Source organism: Paenibacillus sp. CCS19 (genome assembly GCF_033239625.1).
Classification (GTDB): Bacteria; Bacillota; Bacilli; order Paenibacillales; family Paenibacillaceae; genus Paenibacillus_T.
The window spans coordinates 1-22,825 of record NZ_BTCK01000026.1; the positions used below are offsets into that span (position 1 = coordinate 1).

Genomic DNA, 22,825 nt, shown 5'->3' on the forward strand with positions numbered 1-22,825 from the left:
AACGCACCATATTGGAGCCATCGGGTTACAGCGAGTCTGATAAGGTGCAGAAACGCACCATATCGGAGCCATCGAGCCACCAGCAAGTCTAATAAGGTGTAGAAACGCACCTTATTGAAGCCGTCGAACCACAGCGAGCCTAATAAGGAGCAGAAATGCACCTTATGGAGCCAGCGCGCCATTAGCGAGCGTAATAATTGCTGCAATGTAATGTCCACACTTGAGGAGATATGAAGCAGTGGATTCGAACGAACAAAACAACACTCCTTCCCGTGCCAACACCTATGTGAGCGCGAGTCCGATTGAAGATCTAAAGTAACAATTTTAAACGATCGCAGCACATTCCCCCTAAACCACCAATAAACCGTTCCTCGTCAGCTGAGTAGTGCTCATTCGCATCACTCATAATAAAGACGACAACCCTGATAACAATGGGGCGGAAAAGCTGGCGGGAGCCTTGACAGTTGGTGTCGAATGTGGGATAATTTCTTTCGATAAAGCAGTACCTTTAAATCAGCCCAGAGAGGCTGGCAAGGTAGCGTGATAACATATTTCTCGGTCGGCCCACAGACGGCAGAACCGAGCACCGTTTCTATAGTCGCGTCTTTATTGCGGCCTAATGCGGTGCTGTCGGTTTGCACTGCTGGTGCACCGGGTTATCAAGCTAACTCCTTGCCTGTAGGGCAAGGAGTTTTTTTGTGCACGCTCGCCTGACGAGGATGAAGGAGGAAGCGGCTTCCATGACGGTAGAACAGCAGCGGATACTAATGGACGAGACGGCGATCCGACGCGCATTGACTCGAATCGCGCATGAAATTGTCGAGAGAAACAAAGGCATTGACAATGTTCTGCTGGTAGGCATTCGGACGAGAGGGATCTATCTCGCCGAGCGTCTCGCCATGCTGATCGAGGAAATCGAAGGCAAGCCGGTTGAAGTCATTGATCTCGACATTACCGCTTATCGCGATGATCGCAGATCGGGAGCGTTAGATCGGCGCAAGGCTGGCAACGGTGAGTCGGGCTGCGGGTTGAACGTCGAAGGTCGACGCATTCTGCTGATCGACGATGTCCTGTACACCGGACGAACGATTCGCGCAGCGATGGACGCCGTCATGGATTGCGGAAGACCGGAGGTTATTCAGCTGGCAGTGCTGGTTGACCGCGGTCATCGAGAGCTTCCGATTCGACCTGATTTTGTCGGGAAGAACGTACCTACCTCGAAGCAGGAGCAGATCGAAGTATCGCTGGCTGAAGTGGATGGGGAAGACAAGGTTACGATAAGCATCTACTTAAGCTAGCGGCTAACGGATTGGAACTGAAGCAAGACCACGAACCACAAAGTCGTATGCGGCTAACAAATGGACTAGGGAGGCTTTGCCAAATGACGACAACGGCAATCAAGCAACGCAGCTTACTCGGATTGAAGGATCTGGACGCAGCAGAAATCGAATCGATTCTCGATCGGGCGGCTTATTGGGAACAGCAATCGATTAAGCTGAACCCGGTGCTGCAAGGCAAATTCGTTGCAAACATGTTCTTCGAGAACAGCACACGGACGCGTTTCTCCTTCGAAATGGCGCAGAAGCGGCTCGGCGCAGAGGTGATGAACTTCGCAGCGGCAGCATCGAGCGTAGAGAAAGGCGAATCGATCTACGACACAGTGAAGACGCTCGAGTCGATGGGGATCGACGCAGGAGTCATCCGACTGAAGCCAATCGGCATGCTGGCTGACATCGCGGCGAATGTGAAGGTTCCGCTCATTAACGCAGGCGACGGCAACAACGAGCATCCAACGCAAGCGCTGCTCGATCTGTACACGATGCGCAAGCAGTTCGGCAGCCTGAAGGGCCTGAACGTCTCGATCATCGGCGACGTACAGCACAGCCGAGTCGCTCGTTCGAATCTGTGGGCGCTTCGCAAGTTCGGCGCCAACGTACAGTTCTGCGCACCGAGCAGCATGCAAGCGGCAGAGCTTGATGCGCCTTATGTCTCGATGGACGAAGCGATTCGCGCAGACGTGGTTATGATGCTCCGCGTACAGCTGGAGCGGCATGCAGGCAGCGTGATGAATTCCGCTGAAGCGTATCGCGAAGGCTACGGTCTAACGGTTGATCGCGTGAAGCAGCTCGCATCGCATGCGATCATTATGCACCCTGCACCGGTTAACCGCGACGTCGAGATTGACAGCGAGCTTGTCGAACATCCGCAATCCCGCATTTTCCCGCAAATGTCCAATGGCGTTCCGATCCGAATGGCGGTTATGGAGCGGGCACTGAGCTAAAGCTAGGGTGAACATAGATGAACGGCAACAACGAAGGGAGTTAGCGAAGAATGACACTTTGGGTACTTAACGGACTTATTTGGAACGAAGCAGCAGGCACGGTAGAAAGCAAACACGTTCGGGTAGAGGGCGACACGATTGCGGAAATCGTTGACGGCTCCCAGACGCCGGACACGGCAGGCGCAGAAGTCGTGGATGCAGCAGGCAAACTGATCAGCGCAGGTTTCATCGACATGCACGTACATCTTCGCGACCCGGGCTTCGAATATAAAGAAGACATAGCAACAGGTACGCGCTCGGCTGCAGCAGGCGGATTCACAACGATCGCTTGCATGCCGAACACGCGGCCGGTTACGGACACGGCTGAAACCGTGAAATACATTCTCGACAAAGCAGCGAAGGAAGGCGTTGTGCGCGTCCTGCCTTATGCAGCTATCACGAAGAACGAGCTCGGTCGTGAGCTGACGGACTTCGCGGCACTGAAGGAAGCTGGCGCAATCGGCTTCACGGACGACGGCGTGGGCGTACAGAACGCACAAATGATGAAGAACGCGATGACGCTGGCTAAGTCGCTCGACATGCCGGTTATCGCACACTGCGAAGATGACTCGCTGGTTGAAGGCGCTTGGGCGTCGGAAGGCAACTTCGCGAAGAAGCACGGCCTCAAAGGCATTCCGAACGAATCGGAAGCGATCCACGTCGGCCGCGATGCGCTGCTCTCTGAAGCAACAGGCGTTCACTACCATGTCTGCCACGTCAGCACAGAGCAGTCGGTTCGTCTGATCCGCCTTGCGAAGTCGATCGGCGTGAAGATCACTGCTGAGGTTTGCCCGCATCACCTCGTGCTGTCGGATGAGGACATTCCAGGCGTAGACGACGCGAATTGGAAAATGAACCCGCCGCTCCGCACGCCGCGAGACGTACAAGCGGTAATCGAAGGTCTCGAGGACGGTACGATCGACATCGTCGTAACCGACCATGCGCCGCACAGCGCAGAAGAGAAAGCACGCGGACCGCAGCTTGCGCCTTTCGGCATCGTCGGCTTCGAGACAGCGTTCCCGCTGCTCTACACGAAGTTCGTACGCACGGGCAAATGGACGCTTGGCTTCCTGCTCCAGCGTATGACGTCGGATCCGGCACGCGTTTTCAGACTGCTAACAGGCCGTCTGGAAGCAGGCGCACCAGCTGACCTGACGATCGTCGACCTGGAGAACGAGCGCGAAGTTCGCCCTGAGACGTTCTCGTCGAAGAGCAACAACACGCCATTCGGCGGCTGGAAGTTGTACGGCTGGCCAACGACTACGATCTACAATGGTAAAGTCGTTTACAACCAAGCGTAATAAAGGAACTACTATATATAACTTCTGAGGAGTGAATTCGGATGCAAGCAAGACTTTTGTTGGAAGACGGAACGCTGTTCACGGGCCTCGCGTTTGGCGCTGAGGGTCAATCGGCTGGCGAAGTCGTATTCAATACAGGCATTACAGGTTACCAAGAGGTGCTGTCCGACCCATCCTATTGCGGTCAGATCGTGACGATGACGTATCCGCTCATCGGCAACTACGGCATTACGCGCGACGACTTCGAGTCGGTTCGCCCTTACATCCACGGCTTCGTCGTACGCCGCCACGAGCCAGTGCCATCCAACTGGCGCGGCGAATACTCGCTCGATCGCCTGCTGAAAGAGTACGGCATCACGGGCATCAGCGACATCGACACGCGTATGCTTACTCGCAAACTGCGTAACTTCGGTACGATGAAAGGCCTTCTGACGACGGGCAACGAGCGCATTGAAGAACTGCAAGAACGTCTGGGCGTAGCTCAATTGCTCCGCGACCAAGTTGCGCGCACGTCGACGAAACAATTGTTCTCGGCTCCAGGCAACAAAGAGCGCATCGTTCTCATCGACTTCGGTGCGAAGAGCGGCATCGTGAAAGAATTGTCCCAACGCGGCTGCGACGTTATCGTCGTACCACACAACACAACGGCTGATGAAATTCGCCGCCTGAACCCGGATGGCATTCAATTGTCCAACGGCCCTGGGGACCCGAAAGACGTTCCTTACGCAGTTGAGACGATCAAGCAGCTGATCGGCGAATTCCCGATCTTCGGCATCTGCCTTGGACACCAGCTGTTCGCACTCGCTTGCGGCGCAGACACGACGCGCCTGAAGTTCGGCCACCGCGGCGGTAACCACCCGGTTAAAGAACTCGCAACGAACCGCTGCTTCATCACTTCGCAGAACCATGGTTACACGGTACTGGAAGAATCGATCGCTGGCACGGATCTGGAAGTTACGCACATCAACAACAACGACAAATCGATCGAAGGTTTGAAACATAAGAAACACCCTGTGTTCACGGTTCAATATCACCCGGAAGCGGCGCCTGGCCCGCATGACTCGAGCTACCTGTTCGATCAATTCCTTGACATGATTCGTACACACAAGAAAAACAATCCAGCTAAGCCGCTTCAAACACGGCTGCAGGAGACGCTGAAGGGAGAACTGCAGTATGCCCAAAAATAATGAACTCAAAAAAATTCTCGTCATCGGCTCCGGCCCAATCGTCATCGGACAAGCGGCTGAGTTCGACTACGCCGGCACGCAAGCTTGCCAAGCATTGATGGAAGAAGGCTACGAGGTTGTTCTCATTAACAGCAACCCAGCCACGATCATGACCGACACGAACATGGCTTCCAAAGTTTACATCGAGCCAATTACGCTTGACTTCGTATCCCAAATCATTCGCAAAGAGAAGCCGGACGGCCTGCTCCCAACGCTGGGCGGCCAAACGGGCCTCAACATGGCAGTCGAATTGGCGCGCGCAGGCGTGCTGGAACGCGAGAACGTGAAGCTGCTCGGTACGCAGCTGACGGCAATCGAGAAAGCGGAAGATCGCGACTTGTTCCGCGAACTGATGCGCGAGCTGGAGCAGCCAGTGCCAGAATCCGTTATCGTAACGACGGTTCAAGAAGCGCTCGACTTCGCTAACGAAATCGGCTACCCAATCATCGTTCGTCCGGCATACACGCTGGGCGGTACGGGCGGCGGTATTTGCGCGAACGAAGAAGAACTGCTTGAGACGGTTGCATCGGGTATCCGTTATAGCCCAATCGGCCAGTGCTTGATCGAGAAATCGATCGCAGGCATGAAGGAAGTCGAATATGAGGTTATGCGTGATGCGAACGATAACTGTATCGTTGTCTGCAACATGGAGAACTTCGACCCAGTAGGCGTTCATACGGGCGACTCGATCGTCGTAGCGCCAAGCCAGACGCTGTCCGACCGCGAGTACCAAATGCTCCGTTCGGCATCGCTGAAGATCATCCGCGCGCTGAACATCGAAGGCGGCTGTAACGTACAGTTCGCGCTCGACCCGCACAGCTACCAATACTATGTCATCGAAGTTAACCCGCGCGTTAGCCGCTCGTCGGCGCTTGCTTCCAAAGCAACGGGCTACCCGATCGCGAAGATGGCAGCTAAGATCGCAATCGGCTACACGCTGGACGAAATCGTAAACCCAGTAACGGGTCAAACATACGCTTGCTTCGAGCCTACGCTCGACTACATCGTATCGAAGATTCCGCGCTGGCCGTTCGACAAGTTCACGTCGGCTAACCGTAAGCTCGGCACGCAGATGAAAGCGACTGGCGAAGTTATGGCGATCGGCCGTACATTCGAAGAGTCGATTCATAAAGCGGTTCGCTCGCTCGAGATCGGCGTACACCGTCTGAACCTGAAAGAAGCTACGTCGCTTGACGACGAGACGCTCACAGCACGTCTGATCAAGCCGGACGACGAGCGTATGTTCCTGATCGCTGAGGCATTCCGCCGCGGCTGGGCACTGCTCGACATTCAAGATCTGACGAAGGTTGACTGGTGGTTCCTTGACAAAATCGAAAGCATCATCGCATTCGAAGACCGCATCCGCAAGGAAGCAACGCTGACGCGTGAAACGCTGTACGAAGCGAAGCGCAAAGGCTTCTCCGACCGTTCGATCGCCGAGCTCCGCCGCGAAGGCGCTGCGAAGTCGCATACGCACGAAGACGAGATCCGCGCATTGCGTCTGGAGCAAGGTCTGAAGCCTGTATACAAAATGGTAGATACGTGCGCAGCTGAGTTCGAGGCAACGACGCCGTACTACTATTCGACATATGAAGTAGAAAACGAAGTAACCGAATCGAGCAAGCAGAAGGTGCTCGTGCTTGGTTCCGGTCCGATCCGTATCGGTCAAGGCATCGAGTTCGACTACTCGACTGTGCATGCTGTATGGGCAATCCAGAAGGCAGGCTACGAAGCGGTGATTATCAACAACAACCCAGAGACCGTATCGACAGACTTCTCGACGTCTGACCGCCTGTACTTCGAACCGCTGTTCTTCGAAGATGTAATGAACGTAATCGAGCAAGAGAAGCCAATCGGCGTAATCGTACAGTTCGGCGGCCAAACGGCAATCAACCTGGCTGCACCGCTTGCCAAAGCTGGCGTACGCATCCTTGGCTCGAGCCTCGAGAGCATCGATGCAGCAGAGGATCGCAAGAAGTTCGAAGCAATGCTCAGCAAGCTCGACATCGCGCAGCCTAAAGGCAGCACGGTAACGAATGTTGACGAAGCAGTAGCAGTTGCACAAGGCCTCGGTTATCCGGTGCTCGTACGTCCATCGTACGTACTCGGCGGCCGCGCAATGGAAATCGTATACTCCGATACGGAATTGCTCGTATACATGAAAGAAGCAGTGAAGATCAACCCAGAGCATCCGGTTCTGATCGACCGCTACATGCTGGGTAAAGAAGCGGAAGTCGACGCAATCTGCGACGGCGAGACGGTTCTCATCCCAGGTATCATGGAGCATGTCGAGCGCGCAGGCGTTCACTCCGGTGACTCGATCGCCGTATATCCGCCGCAATCGCTGTCCGATGAGATCAAGCAATCGATCATCGACATCACGATCAAGATCGCGAAGGAACTGCAAGTAATCGGTCTGGTCAACATCCAGTTCGTTATCCATGAAGAGAAAGTGTACGTCATCGAGGTTAATCCTCGTTCGTCCCGTACGGTTCCTTTCCTCTCCAAAGTAACGAACCTGCCGATGGCAAACCTGGCAACGCAAGCGATTCTCGGCACGAAGCTGAGCTCGTTCGGTTACACGGACGGTCTGTGGCCAGAAGACGAATACGTATCGGTCAAAGTGCCGGTGTTCTCGTTCGCGAAGCTCCGCCGCGTCGACCCTACGCTGACGCCAGAGATGAAATCGACAGGCGAAGTTATGGGCCGCGACGTACAATACGAGAAAGCATTGTACAAAGGTCTGATCGGCGCAGGCATGAAAATCCCTACGACGGGCGCAATCGTCGTAACGGTAGCAGATAAAGACAAACAAGATGCAGTCGAGCTGATGGAAGGTTTCGCAGCGCTTGGCTACAAGCTCATCGCAACCGGCGGTACGGCTACGGCACTCGAAGAAGCAGGTCTGCGCGTTACGCGTGTGAACAAGCTCTCCGAAGGCACGCCGAACATCCTCGACCTGATCCGTACGGGTCAAGCGAACTTCGTCGTCAATACGCTGACGAAGGGCAAAACGCCTGAGCGTGACGGCTTCCGCATCCGCCGCGAAGCGGTGGAGAACGGCGCAGTCTGCTTGACGTCGCTCGATACGGTTCGCGCATTGCTCCGCATGCTCGAGACGCTGAACTTCTCGTCCCGTTCGATGCCGGTATTCAAATAAGTCAGACGGTAAGCGGCCAACGACGGCTGTCCTCGAAGCATCCGAGCAGGAGCTTCAAGGACGGCGGCGGGTGGCCGCCTTCCATGTCCGAATATAAGTCTCAAACACCCGACTGAAAGGGGTCTATACGATGGGTTTGACATATGAGCAAGCAGCAGGCCGCATCATGGTCGCACTCGACTATCCTGAAGCGGCAGGAGCAGAGAAGCTTCTGCGCGAACTGGAGGGCATTCCTTGTTATATGAAGGTCGGCATGCAGCTGTATTATGCAGCAGGACCATCCTTCGTCTCCGCATTGAAAGAACGCGGCTACAGCGTGTTCCTCGATCTGAAGATGCACGATATTCCGAATACGGTTAAAGGCGGAGCCAACAGCATTACAAAGCTTGGCGTGGATGTGTTCAATGTCCATGCAGCAGGCGGTAAAGCGATGATGGAGGCAGCACTCGAAGGCGTCGAAACTGCGCTGACAGCAGGTGCGAAACGTCCTGCAGTCATTGCAGTAACGCAGCTGACCAGCACAAGCCAAGCTGTACTGAACGACGAAATTGGCATTGCCGGTCCAGTTGAAGAAGCGGTACTGCGTTATGCGCGCCTCGCGCGCGAAGCCGGCTTGAACGGCGTCGTGGCATCTCCGCAGGAAGTCGTCGCGATCAAAGCGGCGTGCGGCACTGATTTTCAAACGATCACGCCCGGCATCCGCCCGGCTGGCGCCGACATCGGCGACCAATCGCGCATCATGACGCCGGCGCAAGCGATTATAGCAGGCACCGATTACATGGTAATCGGCAGACCGATCACAGCAGCGCCTAGCCCTCGCGAAGCGCTTGAATCGATTATTAAGGAGCTGATGGCAGTATGACGACAGTATCTGTAGAACAACTTCCCCGTGAAATCGCGAAGAGTTTGCTTGAAATTGAAGCGGTAGCTCTTCGCCCGAATGAGCCATTCACTTGGACGTCCGGCCTGAAATCGCCTATCTATTGCGACAACCGCCTGACGATGACTTACCCAGCTATTCGCGACCTAATCGCAGAGGGCTTCGCAGCCGTTATCCGTGAACGTTACCCGAATGCTGAAGTAATCGCAGGAACGGCGACAGCAGGTATCCCGCACGCTGCATGGGTTGCACAGAAGCTCGGTCTGCCGATGGCATACATTCGCGATAAAGCGAAGGGTCACGGCAAACAGAATCAAATCGAAGGCCGCATCGAGGCTGGTCAAAACGTTGTCGTGATCGAGGACCTCATCTCGACGGGCGGCAGCTCGCTCAAAGCCGCAATCGCGGTTCAAGAAGCTGGCGCGAACGTTAACGCCGTGCTTGCCATCTTCTCTTACCAATTCGCTGCAGCTGCGGATGCGTTCGCGAATGCAGGCATTCCGCTCGAGACGCTGTCGAATTACTCGGCGCTCATCGAAGTAGCTGCTGAGATCGGCAAAGTGCAGCCGTCGGATATCGAGACGCTGAAATCGTGGCGCGAGAATCCGCAAGCTTTTGGCCAATAATTGAATCGCATCTCCATTGAAGTTTTACGAAGAAAAGCCGCTAAACTAGGCGCATTCCGCGCAATTAGTTTAGTGGCTTTTATAATTTTCTAAGCATTTTTGCTTATTTTCGTTGTTTATGCTTTTTCTTCTAATTATCCGAAAATGTTTCGCCGATAAGATGGGTATCAGTCATGTGAAGCCGTGCTCTGACAACTAGAAGATTGGCGAAGAGGAAGGGAAGATGTGTTATGAAATTAGGATTTCGCACGAAAGTAATTGGTTTGATTTCGATTCCATTCTTACTGTATATTGGGACGTCGATTTATTACCCTCTGTACGTCAATTCGACTGTCGATAAGCTGAAGGAGCAGCTATACGTCACCTCTTATTCAGCTAACAACGAAATCATGAACGCCGACCGCGACGTCTATCAGGCGTTATCCGCTTATACATTTATCGATATGGGCAATCCTTCAGGTAAAGAAAGAGAAGATGCGATAAAAGATTACGAAGAAAACATCAAACAAGCGAATGACCGCATGGCCCATGCTCGTCAGTTGATCGAACAGGCAGGACTTATGAATATTACCGAACAGGGCTCCGATCGTCCGGTATCGGCATTGTTCAAAGATTTTGCCGATGGATTTAACGCTTGGGCAGAAGGGACCGGCCAGACACTCAAAGATGGCAAGCATGGGAGTGGTGAATTGTACGCGTTGTTCACACAAGGCAGGTCTGGAATCGACGTCATTGGCAATATTCTTGATCAGTATGCGTTAGAATCACTTCAGCGGATTGATAAAGAAAACAGTGATTCACAGCAATCGGCGCTTATTGCAGCGGGAATTATTATCGTGGTGGTAGGTATTCTCATGTATGTTGTCATGCGTCGTCTCAGCCAATCGGTTCGCAGCGCTGCCTCTAAGACGTCTCGAATTATGCAAGGCGACTTGACGGTGGAATCGGAATTGCAGTACAGCTCAGATGAGATTGGCACGATTCTCAAGAGCACGGACGCTATGATCGGCAACCTGAAGTCGATGATCGGCGGCATTGTTGACAATGCAGGCAGAGTTGCGGACTCCTCCGTCACGCTTAATACGGCATCGCGTGAAACAGCTGCATCTGCCAGCCACATCGCCGAGCATATTCAAGAAGTGACGAGCGGTACGGAAGTGCAGGCAAGAGGCGCGGAAGAAACAGCTCGCGCGATCGAGGAGATGGCAATCGGAATCGCCCGCATTGCTGAGAATACGTCGGAGATGGCATCGCAATCGACAGACACTTCCTCCTATGCTTCAGAAGGCCGTAACTCACTGGATCATATGATTGGGCAGATGCATGAGATGAAGGTTATTCTTAACCGATTGTCGCAGTCGATTCAGACGCTGGAGAATCATTCGGGTACGATCGGCAAAATCGCGGATGAAATTACGGCGTTTGCTTCGCAGACGAACATTCTCTCGCTTAACGCTTCGATCGAAGCGGCGCGTGCAGGCGAACATGGCAAAGGATTTGCCGTCGTCGCGGGCGAAATTCGTAAATTGGCGGAGCAATCGTTCCATTCTGCGGATAACATCCGAGAGCTCGTAACGGCAACGATGGCAGATATCTCTGGTGCATCGACCTCGATGAGCGAGACGCTGGTAGAAGTTGAGAAGAGCAGCAAGACGATTGAAGTGCTCGATGATCAATTCATGCGAATCGCGAGTGCAATCGAGCGAGTATCCGAACAGCTGCAGGAAAACTCCGCAATCGCCGAGCAAATGTCGGCAAGCGCGGAGCAGGTGAGCGCATCGATGGAGATGTCGAAGCATGCAGCAGCAGATAATCTGGGCAAAATCCAATCGGTTGCAGCAGCAACCGAAGAACAACTTGCGCTCATGGGCAGCATGGCGGAATCGGCCAAGCAGCTTCAAGAAATCGTAAGCGAGCTGACGAGCGCCGTCTCGCACTTTAAAGTGAAGTAAATCGTTATTAACTTATAGAATGTAGATTAAGATCTCTTCATATTTCTCTTGCCAAACCTCACAAGAAATCAAGTTGCCCAGCAACGTTGATTTCTTTTTTTTCGCTCGAATACGATAGCTTAGCCCCATAAAGACAAGCAATTCACAGCATGCAAGGCCTACACACGCCTCTGTTTCACTGCCGTCTAGAGATGTAGAACTTTTTTAGGAAAATTATCGTAATCCAGCGTAACTTTTCTTCCAATGCTTCCGTCTATAGGATAAATGAGAAAAATGAAAAAAGGATAGGCGGAGGTGACCACCCCTCTATGGGTTTATTGACCACATGGAAATCGAAATCAAAAACGAAACAAGCGAAGAACAATTCCACTCCGCAAGAGACGTCCGAAGGCGAATTAGCGCAGCATGAAATCGCCGTTTCGTCTGACAGCCTCGTGGAGCAGGAGGCAACGGGCGAGCTCGCAGCCGTCCCGAAGAACAGAAGAGTCGTATCGACTGAACCCATCATGACGGTCAGCGGCGTTGAACGAACGTTCAGCGTAGGCGGTCAGCCGCTTCATGTTCTGAAGGGCATTACCATGCAGGTGCTTCCAAGTCAGTTAGTCATGCTTAGAGGCCGCTCGGGCTCTGGCAAGACAACGCTGCTGAATATGCTAGGGGGGTTAGACCAGCCGAGCAAAGGCGAGATCTGGTTCGATGGCAGGCCATTTCACGAACTTGGCGACAATGACAGGACGAAGGTTCGAAGGATGGAGATCGGCTTTATTTTCCAAGCCTATGCGTTAATGCCGCTTCTGTCCGCTTGGGAGAATGTAGAGCTGTCGCTTCGTATGGCCGGCGTGCCGAAGAGAGAATGGAAGGAACGGGTAGCTCATTGCTTGCGGCTCGTCGGATTGGAGAAGCGGATGCATCATCGTCCGTTCGAGCTATCCGGCGGCGAACAGCAGCGGGTTGCGATCGCCAAAGCAATTGCGCATCGACCGAAGCTGCTGCTCGCCGATGAGCCGACAGCGGAGCTTGATTCACAGATGTCCGCGCAAATCATGGCAGTTTTCCAAACAATTATCGCAACAGAACAAGTAACTATATGCATGACAACGCATGATCCTACAATTTTGGAGGTTGCCGACCATGTTTACGAAATGGTGGATGGAAAGTTTATTTAAGCGGAGCGCGGCAGTCGTGCTCAGCTTATCCCTATTAACGGCGGGAGGCTGCGGGTTGCTGCCGAAGGAACAGGAGGAAGAACAGCTGCCGGCAATTACGCCGCCTACGATATCGAAGAAGCCGGAATATGAAGTGTCGACGGCAACGCTCGAGACGAAAGTCTCGTCCGTCGGCAAGGTTATTTCGATGCAGGAGGAGACGTTGTACTTCACGCTCAATGAGAAGAGGCTGAAGGAGTTGTACGTGAAGATCGGTCAAGATGTGAAGGCTGGCGATCCGATCGCTGAGCTGGATGTGGACGATCTTCAGAAGCAGCTGCGAACGAAGAAGCTCGACTTCCGCCGACAAGAATCGAAGATGAAAGAGACGCTGCGAACGAAGGATGAGATGGATCCGGTCGATTTCGAAGAGGCGGTCATTACGTTTGAGGAAGGGCGTCAAGCGCTGACGGATTTGCAGGAAGAGATTGATAAGGCGGTGCTTACGGCTCCTTTCACTGGCAAAATCGTCTCGTTGAACGTCCAGAAGGGCGACGAGATCAAGGCCTATCAGGCAATCGCAATCGTGGCGGATACAGCTCAGCTGACAGCTGCCGCGAAGCTGACCAAGGATCAGCTCGCGAAAGTGTCGCTCGGCATGGAGGTCCTTGCCGACATTAACGGCATCGGTCAAGTGAAGGGCGTCGTCAAGCAGCTGCCGCTTCCGGCCTCGACGGATGACAACGGGCAGAATGGCCAAGGCGGCCAGCAGAAGCCGGAGCGTCCGGAAGATTTTCTAATCGTTCAACTGTCGAAGATGCCTAAAGGGCTGCAGAGGGGAACGCCGCTGTCGCTTAACATTATAGTGAATCGCAAGGAGAACGCTGTCGTCATCCCGCTGTCCGCGCTGCGCAGCATCGGCGCCCGCCAATATGTGCAGGTTGTCGAGGCAGACGGATCCAAACGCGAGGTTGACGTCGAGGTCGGCCAACAAACTTCTACCGAAGCGGAAATCCTGAAAGGATTGACACCGGGACAGAAAGTCGTAGGTCGATAAGCTATGGGGATCCCGTTGTTTCGGTTTCTGTATCGCAAAATGTGGAACACTCGCTGGCTGACGCTCAGCACGTTCGCCGGACTGATCATTGCGGTCGCGTTCACGACGAGCATTCCGATGTACGCCGATGGGGCGCTGAAGCGCGTTGTCGCGCAATCGCTGCAAGAGAAGAGCGCCGGTCTGCCAGCAGGTTCGCTGCTCATTCGCAATCAAGCAGCAGCGGGAACGCAGACGGATCTATCGGCGCTCACTGACGTAGACCGATATATTCATGAGGATGTACCAAAGAAAGTCGGATTCCCGGTTTCAACCGATGTTCGCACTTATTCCATTCGCAGCAGCGAGGTTGTGCCTGTCGATATTACGAAGGTCGATCCGAGCCGTGTACGCCAATTGGCGCTGATGACGATGTCAGGTTTGGAAGACAAGGTGGATCTGACGCAAGGCAGATGGTTCGTTGATTCGGCCAACAACAGCGGCGACGGCGTCATTGAAGCCGTCATGCTGGAGGAAGCCATGTTCCGCAACGATGTTCATATCGATGATGAGTTCGAATATCCCGTCTACGGCGGTCTCGATCTAACGCTGAAGGTGAAGATCGTCGGTGCATTCAAGCCGAAGTCGGATACCGATCCGTATTGGTACCAAGGCATTGAAGGTCTGGTAAGCGGTCTTCTTGTCGGCGATAAGACGATGGTCGATGGGCTGATGGGGCAGCAGCATATCCCGCTGCATACGGCCAACTGGTACTATGCTTTTGATCTAAGAGAGATTGCAACAAGCCAGCTGTCGCCGCTCAGCAAGACGCTGGAGCGAATGAACATCGACTTGTATCAGCATATGAAGGATACGAAGATCGAGATCTCATTCGCATCGACGCTCTCGGAGTTCCGCAAGCAGAGCATCCAGCTGCAAACGCTGCTGTTCACGCTGGCGGCGCCGATGATTGCGATGGTATTCTTCTTCATCGCGATGAACGCTAGGCAATCGCTCGATAAGCAGCGCTCCGATATTAGCGTCCTTCGCAGCCGCGGTGCGAAGACGAAGCAGATCATTCTTATTTATTTGCTCGAAGGATTGTTGCTAGGTGTGCTGGCGCTTGCTATCGGCCCGTTCTTAGGCTGGTTCATGGCGAAGAGCATAGGCTCGGCGAACGGCTTCCTGACCTTCGTCGACCGTAAGTCGATCCCGGTCGGCTTCACGATGGATGCCATCATTGCCGGTGGTGCGGCAGTCGTGCTCGCGATTCTCGCGACCGTCATTCCAGCCATCAGCTATGCACGGATGTCCATCGTCGTTTATAAGCAGCAGATGGCACGTTCCGATCGCAGGCCGGTATGGCAGCGCTGGTTCTTGGATGTAGCGCTGCTCGGCGTTGCGGGGTATGGCTGGTACTTGTTCAATGAGCGGCAAATGATTTCGTTCAAGACCGGTATGACGACAGACCAGCTGAACGTACAGCCGTTTCTGTTCTTCGTACCCGCCATTGCCATATTCGCATTGGGACTATTCTTCCTGCGCATATTCCCTTGGCTGCTAAGATTGTTCAACTGGCTCGGCCGCAAGCTGCTGCCGGTGCCGCTCTATCTGACGCTCGTGCAGCTGTCACGTTCGTCCAAAGGCTATTATCCGCTTATGATTTTGCTCATATTGACACTCGGACTTGGTGTGTATAACGCATCTGCGGCACGTACGATTGATCTCAACTCGACCGAACGCACGCAGTACAAATACGGAACAGACGTTATTATGCAGACGGTCTGGGAGGGTACAGCCGAAGTCAGCATCACCGACAACAGCAATAACGGCGGTGGAGGTCAAGGCGGCGAAGGCGGCGGTCAAGGCGGCGGTCAAGGCGGCAGCGGTGGAGGTCAAGGCGGAGGCGGCGGACAATCCGGCGGGGGTAACACGCCGACGCGGATCAATTATTCGGAGCCGCCGTTCCAGCTGTTCAAAGAAATGGACGGCGTAGAGGCTGCAGCACGTGTGCTGCAGACCAAAGGAAGCGTAAGGGTTGCAGACCGTTCGATCGGGCAAGGAACCTTGATGGGGATCGACAACGTCGATTTCTCGAAGGTGGCATGGTTCGGCGATGATCTGTTCCCGGTTCATCCATTCTACTACTTGCGGAATTTAGGTTTGTTCGAGCAGGCGGCCATTATTCCGAAGTCGGTGGCAGACAAATATCAGTTGAAGCTTGGCGATACCGTTTCTGTTGGTTTGACGGACGGCGTCATTGAGTTTGCGGTCGCAGGCATCGTGCCATACTGGCCGACGCAGTATCCGGATAAGTCGCCTTTCATTATTGCGAACCTGGATTACATCTACGATCAAGTGCCGATTATTCCTTACGATGTATGGCTGAAGATGAAGCCGGGCGCTTTGGTTGGTCCGGTGATGACAGAGCTGCAGAAGCAAGGTGTGGAACTAGCATCGGTTACAGATGCACGGACAGAGCTTCTCACGCAGTCGAAGCATCCGACGCGCGGCGGTGTGTTCGGCATCTTGAGTCTCGGCTTCCTCGTCTCGATTATCGTCTCGCTGACGGGCTACGTGTTGTATTGGTTCTTCAATCTCTCGGGACGCGTCGTTCAGTTCGGCGTGCTTCGGGCGATGGGGCTGTCGCGCAGACAATTGACCGGCATGCTCCTGCTCGAACAGGTATTTACGGCAGGGTTGTCGATCGGACTTGGTATCCTCATTGGCAAAATCGCAAGCTTGCTGTTCCTGCCGTTCCTGCAGACGACGGACAATGTCGAGAACTCGGTACCGCCGTTCCGAGTCGTATTCGATTCACAAGATACGAATCAGCTGTACATGGTCGTATCCGTCATGATGGTGCTTGGCGCTATGCTGCTGCTGCTTCACATCCGCAGGCTGCGCGTTCATCAGGCAGTCAAAATGGGAGAGGAGCGGTAGACGATGATCGAGTGCGAAGGGCTAGTGAAAATCTACAAATCAGACGATCTCGAGGTTGTCGCCCTCCAAGGCTTGAACCTGCGGGTTGAAGATGGCGAGATGATGGCCATCATCGGCAACAGCGGCAGCGGCAAATCAACGCTGTTGAACATTCTCGGCGGACTGGACCGGCCATCGGCCGGTTCCGTCAAGGTCGGGCAGTGGGATTTGCTCAAGATTACGGAAGAGCAAATCGTCGAATATAAGCGCGATACCGTCGGGTTCATCTGGCAGAACAATGCGCGGAACCTGCTGCCGTACTTATCGGCGCTCGAGAATGTCGAGATGCCGATGATGCTTACGGGCCGCGCAGATCGCGCCTATGCGAAGCAGCTGCTCGAGTGGGTTGGGCTGAAGGAGCGCATGCATAATAAGCTCCATCAGTTATCCGGCGGCGAGCAGCAGCGCGTAGCGCTCGCCATCGCGCTGTCGAACCGGCCGAAGATGCTGCTCGCGGATGAGCCGACAGGATCGGTCGATACGCGTACGAGCGATATGATCATGGATATTTTTCGCCGGATGAATCGCGAGCTTGGAGTTACGATCGTTATCGTTACCCATGACTTGTCGCTGGCGAGCAAGGTGGACCGTGTTGTCGCAATCCGAGACGGCTTGACGAGTACAGAGTTCATTAAGCGCAATCCGAACCTGGATGAAGAAATCGCGGCCGGCGCCGCCGGACTGAAGCAGGTTCATGAGGAATACGTGGTCGTTGACCGCGTCGGCCGGTTACAAATTCCGAAGGAATATTTGACCGCGCTGAACATTAAGGATAAGGCATCGATCGAGTTTGACGGCGAACGCATCGTCATCACGCCGCCTAGAAAATTGGAGGGGTAGCAAACATGGAGAAGAAACTTTGGATGAAACGAGCAGCTGCGACGACGGTCGCACTGACGATGCTCGTACCGTTAATGGCAGCATGCAGCAAGGGAGAGAAGGACAACTCGGCGGAGAAGCGGGTGCTGCGTATCGGCACGCTGTACGGCGGCAAGGACAATGAGCCTTGGTTCCGTCAGCAGTACACGGATACGTTCGAGTTCACGCATCAGAATATCGAGATTGAGATCGTTGGCGCAATCAACAATGACGATCAACGTTTCCAGACGTACGATCCGAACAATCCGCAGAAGCAGCCGGACACGTATGAAGAGCTGAAGAAGATGTTGACGGGTCAGAACCCCGTTGACGTCGTCGTTGTCGACTATACGCAGCTGAAACGGTTGGTCCAGGACAATCTGATGCAGCAGCTGGACCCGCTGATCGCACAAGATAAATTCGATCTCTCAGACTATGTGCCAACCGTATTGGACGGCATCAAGCAAGTGGGCGACAACAACCTGTATGCGCTGACGCCAACGTTCAGTTCCTCCGCACTGTTCTATAATAAGAAGCTGTTCCAAGAAGCAGGCGTTTCGGTTCCGACAGACGGTATGTTCTGGCCGGACATCGTAGACTTGGCTCGCCGCGTCTCCAAGGGCGAAGGCAAGGACCGCAAGTACGGCTTGTCGTTCAACCGCTGGCCGGGCAGCAACGGCATCTATGACGTTCAGAACTATGCAAGTACGCTGCAGCTCAAGACATGGGATGACAAGGGCGAGAAGATGCTTGTGAATACGCAAGGCTGGGTAGATGCCCTTACGGTCGTAGCAGGCCTTTATAAAGATGATATTATTCCTGATTCCGAAGACGTCCAGAAGATGAATGAAGGCAAAGAGGGCGGCGATGCCGGCATCTACAATCCAGTCGATAACGACTGGTTCCTGAGCGGCCGAGTAGCGATGACAATCTCCGATTTCAGCTATGTGAATGAACTTACGCTTGCGAAGGATAATGCGGCTAAGATCAAAGACTTCACACCAGTGGATTGGGACGTTGTAACGGTGCCGCAGCATCAGCAGGCAGCAGGCATCGGCGGCAATATTTATTACAGCCAGCTGATGGGCATCAATGCGAAAGCGCAGAATCCGGATGACGCTTGGGAGTTCATCAAGTTCACGAACAGCCCTGAGCTTGCGAAGCTGAAGTCGAGAAGCCAATACGAGCTGTCGTCCCGCAAATCGTTCATTAAGGCGTCTGAAAGCGCGACGCCGTTCAATATTGCAGCGTTCTATTCCCTGAAGCCTATTCCGCCTTCCACGACGGATACGGATAAACTGTACCGCGAGAAGCCAGGCATCTGGGAAGCGACGAATGCCGGCAACGATGCGTTCAACGACGTCGTCAAAGGCAACAAGACGGCGAAGGAAGCGCTCGCGGAATGGGAGACGAAGGGCAACGCGGTGCTTGAGAAGCTCAAGACGAACCCGAACGGCGGCGATGGAGGCGGCGGTGCGATCGATGTGAAGCCGCTCGCGGAAGCTGCAGGTGAAGCGACGTCGACGGAATCATCTGAGGCGACGGAGTCGACTGAAGTAACATCATCAGATGCTGCTGTAGCAAGGTAAGGAATAACCCGCAATCGCGACCATGCGATTGCGGGTTATTTTTTTGGGTACATTAAGAACAACTTCTAGGTTACACATAATGTGGAGGCGATACGGATGAAATGGATTTATTGGGGACGTCTGTACGAAACTAAGTTTCAAGCCGGCTGCTTAGTGCGGCGAATGGAGAATGATTGGTGGATCTATGGCTATGACAGCCCGTCTGAGGTAGAAGTGTTCCGTTCGCGTAAAGGCAGATACGGCGTACGATATTTACCATGATAAATCGCAAATATTTCAAAAAACAGTTGACTTAGATCGGCAAAATATAGTATATTAATTTTTGTCTCCGTTCGAGATATTTGTTGCTGGTAGCTTTACAGCAGCGATGGTGGATGTTATCAGGGCCTTTAGCTCAGTTGGTTAGAGCGGTCGGCTCATAACCGATTGGTCACAGGTTCGAGTCCTGTAGGGCCCACCAGATCTTTCATCGAATTGTGCCGGGGTGGCGGAATTGGCAGACGCACAGGACTTAAAATCCTGCGGTGGGTGACCACCGTACGGGTTCGACCCCCGTCCTCGGCACCACTTTTATCAAGGAAATCAAGGGTTTCAGCTCATGTGAGCTGGAGCTTTTTTTCGTTTATGGAGCGGGCTTGCTAACATTTTGCTAACGGCGCTCTTTTTTTGTCTTCTTTCGGGGTTTTCGATACGCTCGGCATCATGTTCGTACTGGCTTTATCAAGAACAATAGAAGTATTAGATGATGCGTTCGAGGATTCTATCACGCTCCCCTCTCAGACGCAGGATTTCGGCTTTAATGACCTCTTTGCGATCTGGTAATATGTTTTTACCGCTATACTCCAAAGCAAGCTTTACATGGGTTCTTGCAATCTCTAGCAGTATTGATGTTACTCCTTCATTGTTTAATGCCCGCCACACAGCATACTTCATTGTTACACTTCCTTTGCTCTTTTTGAAAATAGATCATTAATTTTTTGTGCCGTATCCTTCTTCGTTTCGATGTCTATGTGAGCGTAGGTGTTTGCCGTAATGTTGAATGTGGAATGCCCCAACCATACTTGAACTTCTTTTAGTCCAATACCATGTTTGACGAGGTAGCTTGCGGTTGAATGCCTGAGGTCGTGAAATCGAATATGCGGCAATCCGTTCTTCGCGAGTATGGCTTTGAACTTGTGATTCAAGTATTCCGTTTTAATTGGGCTACCGTCAGGCCAGGAGCAAACAAGACCGCTATCGACATAATCTTTGCCGTACAACAGTTTGCTTTTCTTCTGCTGCTTCTGGAGCAGCTTTAAATAATCCTCGATGTTTTCCATCAAAGGCAAAATACGCTGGCTGCTTTCGCTTTTTGGCTTCTTCACAACAACATCTTTGCCGTATTTCACGCGAACTTCTTTAATCGAGATCGTCTTTTCCTCGAAATCAATGCAATCCCATTTCAAGCCCAGCACTTCGGAACGTCTCAAGCCATAATGCGCGGCGATATATACTGCCGACTCAATCGGTGTGCCTAGACAAACTGCAAAAAGCTGTTCAAGCTGTTCGACAGAGTAGTAACTGGCATAGTACTTCTCTTCCTTTGGGAGCAGGATTCGATCGGCTGGGTTAAACGGAATCAAGTTCATTCGTACTGCGAAATCCAATGCACTCTTAATATTAGCGTGATGTCTCCGCAATGTTTTAGCGGACAATCCTTTTTTCTCTGTGGCCTGATCGACTTGTTGTTTGGTCTCATAATATTTTTGCAGATGTATCGGTTGTAGTTCTTGCAACAGTATATCGTTTCGGTTTTTGAAATAAGGGACGATGTGTTTGATTACGATCATCTCGTAGCCTTCCCATGTGGTTTCTTCGACTTTGCTTTTAATTACGTTATGAAGCCAGTCGAGTATAAAGTCGGTGAATGTAAGCTTCCGTTGCGGAAGAACGAAGCTATTATTGTCCATCTTCGTCAATGTTTCTCTCAGAAACTTCTCGGCATCCGATTTCTTCTCGCACTTGGTATTAATCCACTTCTGCTTCCGCTTCCCAGACTCGTCCTTTGTTTCAACAATGATGTACCAGAATTTATTGCGTTTTTGCAAGCTGCCTTTCATTTGACTCGACCTCCAGTACGGTTTTGGAATATGAAAAAGACAGGAGCATAGTTGCCCCTGTCCACTAGAATGGTTGGTAAATCTACTTTACATTTGATAGTACATATTCTTCGATACAACTTTTTGGAATCCGATATGCTTTGCCGATTTTGATTGATTTATTTGACCAGAATGAAGCAATTCGTATGCTTTATTCCGACCAATTGCAAGTATCTCCATCATGTCAGAAAGTGGTATCACATCGTCGTAATTTGCGAACATCTACACCACATCCTTTCAATGTATTCAAAGCAATAATATATACTTGATATTATCCTTAATACGATTTTGATTGCATGTGTAATGGTGTTTTTCCCACATTCCCACGTTCCCACATTCCCAAAGCTTTAAGTGAGGATTCGTATTATGGTAGACTGAGTATAATAATTATTTGATTTGTGCCTTATTTAGCTCACCATCCCGTTACAGTAGATTTGAATATTACACTTTTGTTTGATTCTGAATCATTTATTATTCGTTATATTGTATCTCGCAAGAATACGAAATGAAGTAATCGTAGAAAAGAAAAAGGGTGGCATAACGTGGAGAAATATCTCTCGGAGGATTTTATTGAGAAGTTTTCGGAAAGAGTGAAAGGATCAGTATTTGATCATGAGATGAATAGAATAAGAACAAAAATTAACAGGGTACTACAAAAGGAAAATCTGTACTTTGATGAAGAGTGTTATCTTGTACTTCAATCTGAAAACAAAGAAACAGAGAATAAGATCTGTAATTTCTTTGTTCTCCCTACGCATACTTTATACTATGATGACGATGAGAAATTACATGAAGCAGGGATTGCGTTAGAACTCTATTCACAGATAGAAGAAGATAAGTATAAACGCATCCTTCTTAATCTGAATGACGAGGCAATTGAAAAAGGTAATTGGTTGAACAATATATCATTTTTTGATCGTGACTACCTGGTTTACAAGTCTGATTTGTATAGATACTTAAGAATTGCAATAAAGTTGTCTACACGCATTCTAAAGGAAAACCAAAAGAAGGTATTTTATGATGATGCGTGGTTGGAAGACGATGATGCACTGGAGCATATTTCAGCATTTAAATACGATCAAAGAATGTTACAATTAAGAAAATACAATAATGAACTTGAGAATGATACGAATCGAAAAGAAGATATTGATGCCATCAATTTCTTAACAGCTCAGAGTAAGTATATATCTGAGATTACAATGCTTGCTTTTCCAGAAGATCCTTCCGTTGAAAATAGTGAATGGGGATGGGAAGATAATGAGTACTACTATCTTGTCTACTCCAAAACATGGAGTTGGATTCGTGCTTTTTTCAATCATAATGAGATAAAGTTGAAACTGAATGAAAAAGAGTTAGATGACTACCTGATTGAAGCAGGTGTTTTCGAAAGCAACGAAATTAGACCAAAAACTAAAATTAAACGTGCAGACCGTAAAACCCCTCCATTAAAACAGAGGGTATTTATGATAAATAAACTAAGGCTCCATGAATTCCTGTCACATAAAGAGAATTGATGATAATAATAAACAATGAAGTACATGAGCGTATTGGCTGCTCATGTACTTTTTTATTGTCCAGAGTACATCACTTTGACACTTAAATAATATACCCCCTC

17 protein-coding genes and 2 tRNA genes are annotated in these 22,825 nt (G+C 51.6%); 17 read left to right on the forward strand and 2 right to left on the reverse strand.

Annotated features, from left to right (window positions below; translation table 11 throughout):
* Positions 1–740 precede the first annotated feature (740 nt).
* From pyrR to SBI19_RS17675, 16 genes are all read left to right on the forward strand, one after another.
* Positions 741–1,298, forward strand: a complete 558-nt coding sequence (gene pyrR / locus SBI19_RS17600) for a bifunctional pyr operon transcriptional regulator/uracil phosphoribosyltransferase PyrR (protein ID WP_317970519.1) — start codon at positions 741–743, stop codon at positions 1,296–1,298.
* A gap of 83 nt (positions 1,299–1,381) precedes the next feature.
* On the forward strand, positions 1,382–2,281 hold the full coding sequence (locus SBI19_RS17605; protein ID WP_317970521.1) for an aspartate carbamoyltransferase catalytic subunit: 900 nt from the start codon (positions 1,382–1,384) through the stop codon (positions 2,279–2,281).
* A 50-nt stretch (positions 2,282–2,331) separates the two neighbouring features.
* Positions 2,332–3,621: a dihydroorotase gene (locus SBI19_RS17610; RefSeq protein WP_317970523.1), complete on the forward strand. Its 1,290-nt coding sequence runs from the start codon at positions 2,332–2,334 to the stop codon at positions 3,619–3,621.
* Positions 3,622–3,662: 41 nt separating this feature from the next.
* Positions 3,663–4,808, forward strand: coding sequence for a carbamoyl phosphate synthase small subunit (locus tag SBI19_RS17615; RefSeq protein ID WP_317970525.1), 1,146 nt, complete (start codon positions 3,663–3,665; stop codon positions 4,806–4,808).
* Positions 4,795–8,007: a carbamoyl-phosphate synthase large subunit gene (carB, locus tag SBI19_RS17620; protein WP_317970527.1), complete on the forward strand. Its 3,213-nt coding sequence runs from the start codon at positions 4,795–4,797 to the stop codon at positions 8,005–8,007. The genes SBI19_RS17615 and carB overlap by 14 nt, the downstream gene beginning before the upstream one ends.
* Positions 8,008–8,137: 130 nt before the next feature.
* Entirely contained in the window at positions 8,138–8,869 is a 732-nt protein-coding gene (gene pyrF / locus SBI19_RS17625; RefSeq protein ID WP_317970529.1) for an orotidine-5'-phosphate decarboxylase, read from the forward strand.
* On the forward strand, positions 8,866–9,513 hold the full coding sequence (pyrE, locus tag SBI19_RS17630) for an orotate phosphoribosyltransferase (RefSeq protein WP_317970531.1): 648 nt from the start codon (positions 8,866–8,868) through the stop codon (positions 9,511–9,513). The genes pyrF and pyrE overlap by 4 nt, the downstream gene beginning before the upstream one ends.
* Before the next feature lie 230 nt (positions 9,514–9,743).
* Positions 9,744–11,465, forward strand: a complete 1,722-nt coding sequence (locus tag SBI19_RS17635) for a methyl-accepting chemotaxis protein (protein WP_317970533.1) — start codon at positions 9,744–9,746, stop codon at positions 11,463–11,465.
* Between the two features lie 308 nt (positions 11,466–11,773).
* Positions 11,774–12,631 carry an ABC transporter ATP-binding protein gene (locus SBI19_RS17640; RefSeq protein ID WP_317970535.1) on the forward strand — a complete coding sequence of 286 codons (858 nt, stop codon included), beginning with the start codon at positions 11,774–11,776 and terminating at the stop codon, positions 12,629–12,631.
* On the forward strand, positions 12,597–13,667 hold the full coding sequence (locus SBI19_RS17645) for an efflux RND transporter periplasmic adaptor subunit (RefSeq protein WP_317970537.1): 1,071 nt from the start codon (positions 12,597–12,599) through the stop codon (positions 13,665–13,667). Before SBI19_RS17640 ends, SBI19_RS17645 begins: the two co-directional genes overlap by 35 nt.
* 3 nt (positions 13,668–13,670) lie before the next feature.
* Positions 13,671–16,586, forward strand: coding sequence for an ABC transporter permease (locus tag SBI19_RS17650; RefSeq protein ID WP_317970539.1), 2,916 nt, complete (start codon positions 13,671–13,673; stop codon positions 16,584–16,586).
* A gap of 3 nt (positions 16,587–16,589) precedes the next feature.
* Positions 16,590–17,465 (forward strand): ATP-binding cassette domain-containing protein, encoded by an 876-nt coding sequence (locus tag SBI19_RS17655; RefSeq protein ID WP_317970541.1) that lies wholly within the window; start codon positions 16,590–16,592, stop codon positions 17,463–17,465.
* Positions 17,466–17,470: 5 nt separating this feature from the next.
* Positions 17,471–19,072 carry an ABC transporter substrate-binding protein gene (locus SBI19_RS17660; protein WP_317970543.1) on the forward strand — a complete coding sequence of 534 codons (1,602 nt, stop codon included), beginning with the start codon at positions 17,471–17,473 and terminating at the stop codon, positions 19,070–19,072.
* 96 nt (positions 19,073–19,168) lie between these two features.
* Complete coding sequence (locus tag SBI19_RS17665) at positions 19,169–19,333, forward strand: hypothetical protein (RefSeq protein WP_191202288.1); 165 nt, start codon at positions 19,169–19,171, stop codon at positions 19,331–19,333.
* Positions 19,334–19,455: 122 nt separating this feature from the next.
* Positions 19,456–19,532: transfer RNA gene (locus tag SBI19_RS17670), tRNA-Ile, on the forward strand.
* 18 nt (positions 19,533–19,550) lie between these two features.
* Positions 19,551–19,639, forward strand: a tRNA-Leu gene (locus tag SBI19_RS17675).
* A 171-nt stretch (positions 19,640–19,810) separates the two neighbouring features.
* On the opposite strand, the gene SBI19_RS17680 is transcribed toward SBI19_RS17675, so the two are convergent.
* Together SBI19_RS17680 and SBI19_RS17685 are read right to left on the reverse strand one after the other, a co-directional pair.
* Positions 19,811–20,005, reverse strand: a complete 195-nt coding sequence (locus SBI19_RS17680) for a hypothetical protein (RefSeq protein ID WP_317970547.1) — start codon at positions 20,003–20,005, stop codon at positions 19,811–19,813.
* A 2-nt stretch (positions 20,006–20,007) separates the two neighbouring features.
* Positions 20,008–21,171, reverse strand: a complete 1,164-nt coding sequence (locus tag SBI19_RS17685) for a tyrosine-type recombinase/integrase (RefSeq protein WP_317970549.1) — start codon at positions 21,169–21,171, stop codon at positions 20,008–20,010.
* 581 nt (positions 21,172–21,752) lie between these two features.
* Here SBI19_RS17685 and SBI19_RS17690 point away from each other — a divergent pair.
* Positions 21,753–22,724, forward strand: a complete 972-nt coding sequence (locus SBI19_RS17690; protein WP_317970551.1) for a hypothetical protein — start codon at positions 21,753–21,755, stop codon at positions 22,722–22,724.
* Positions 22,725–22,825 lie beyond the last annotated feature (101 nt).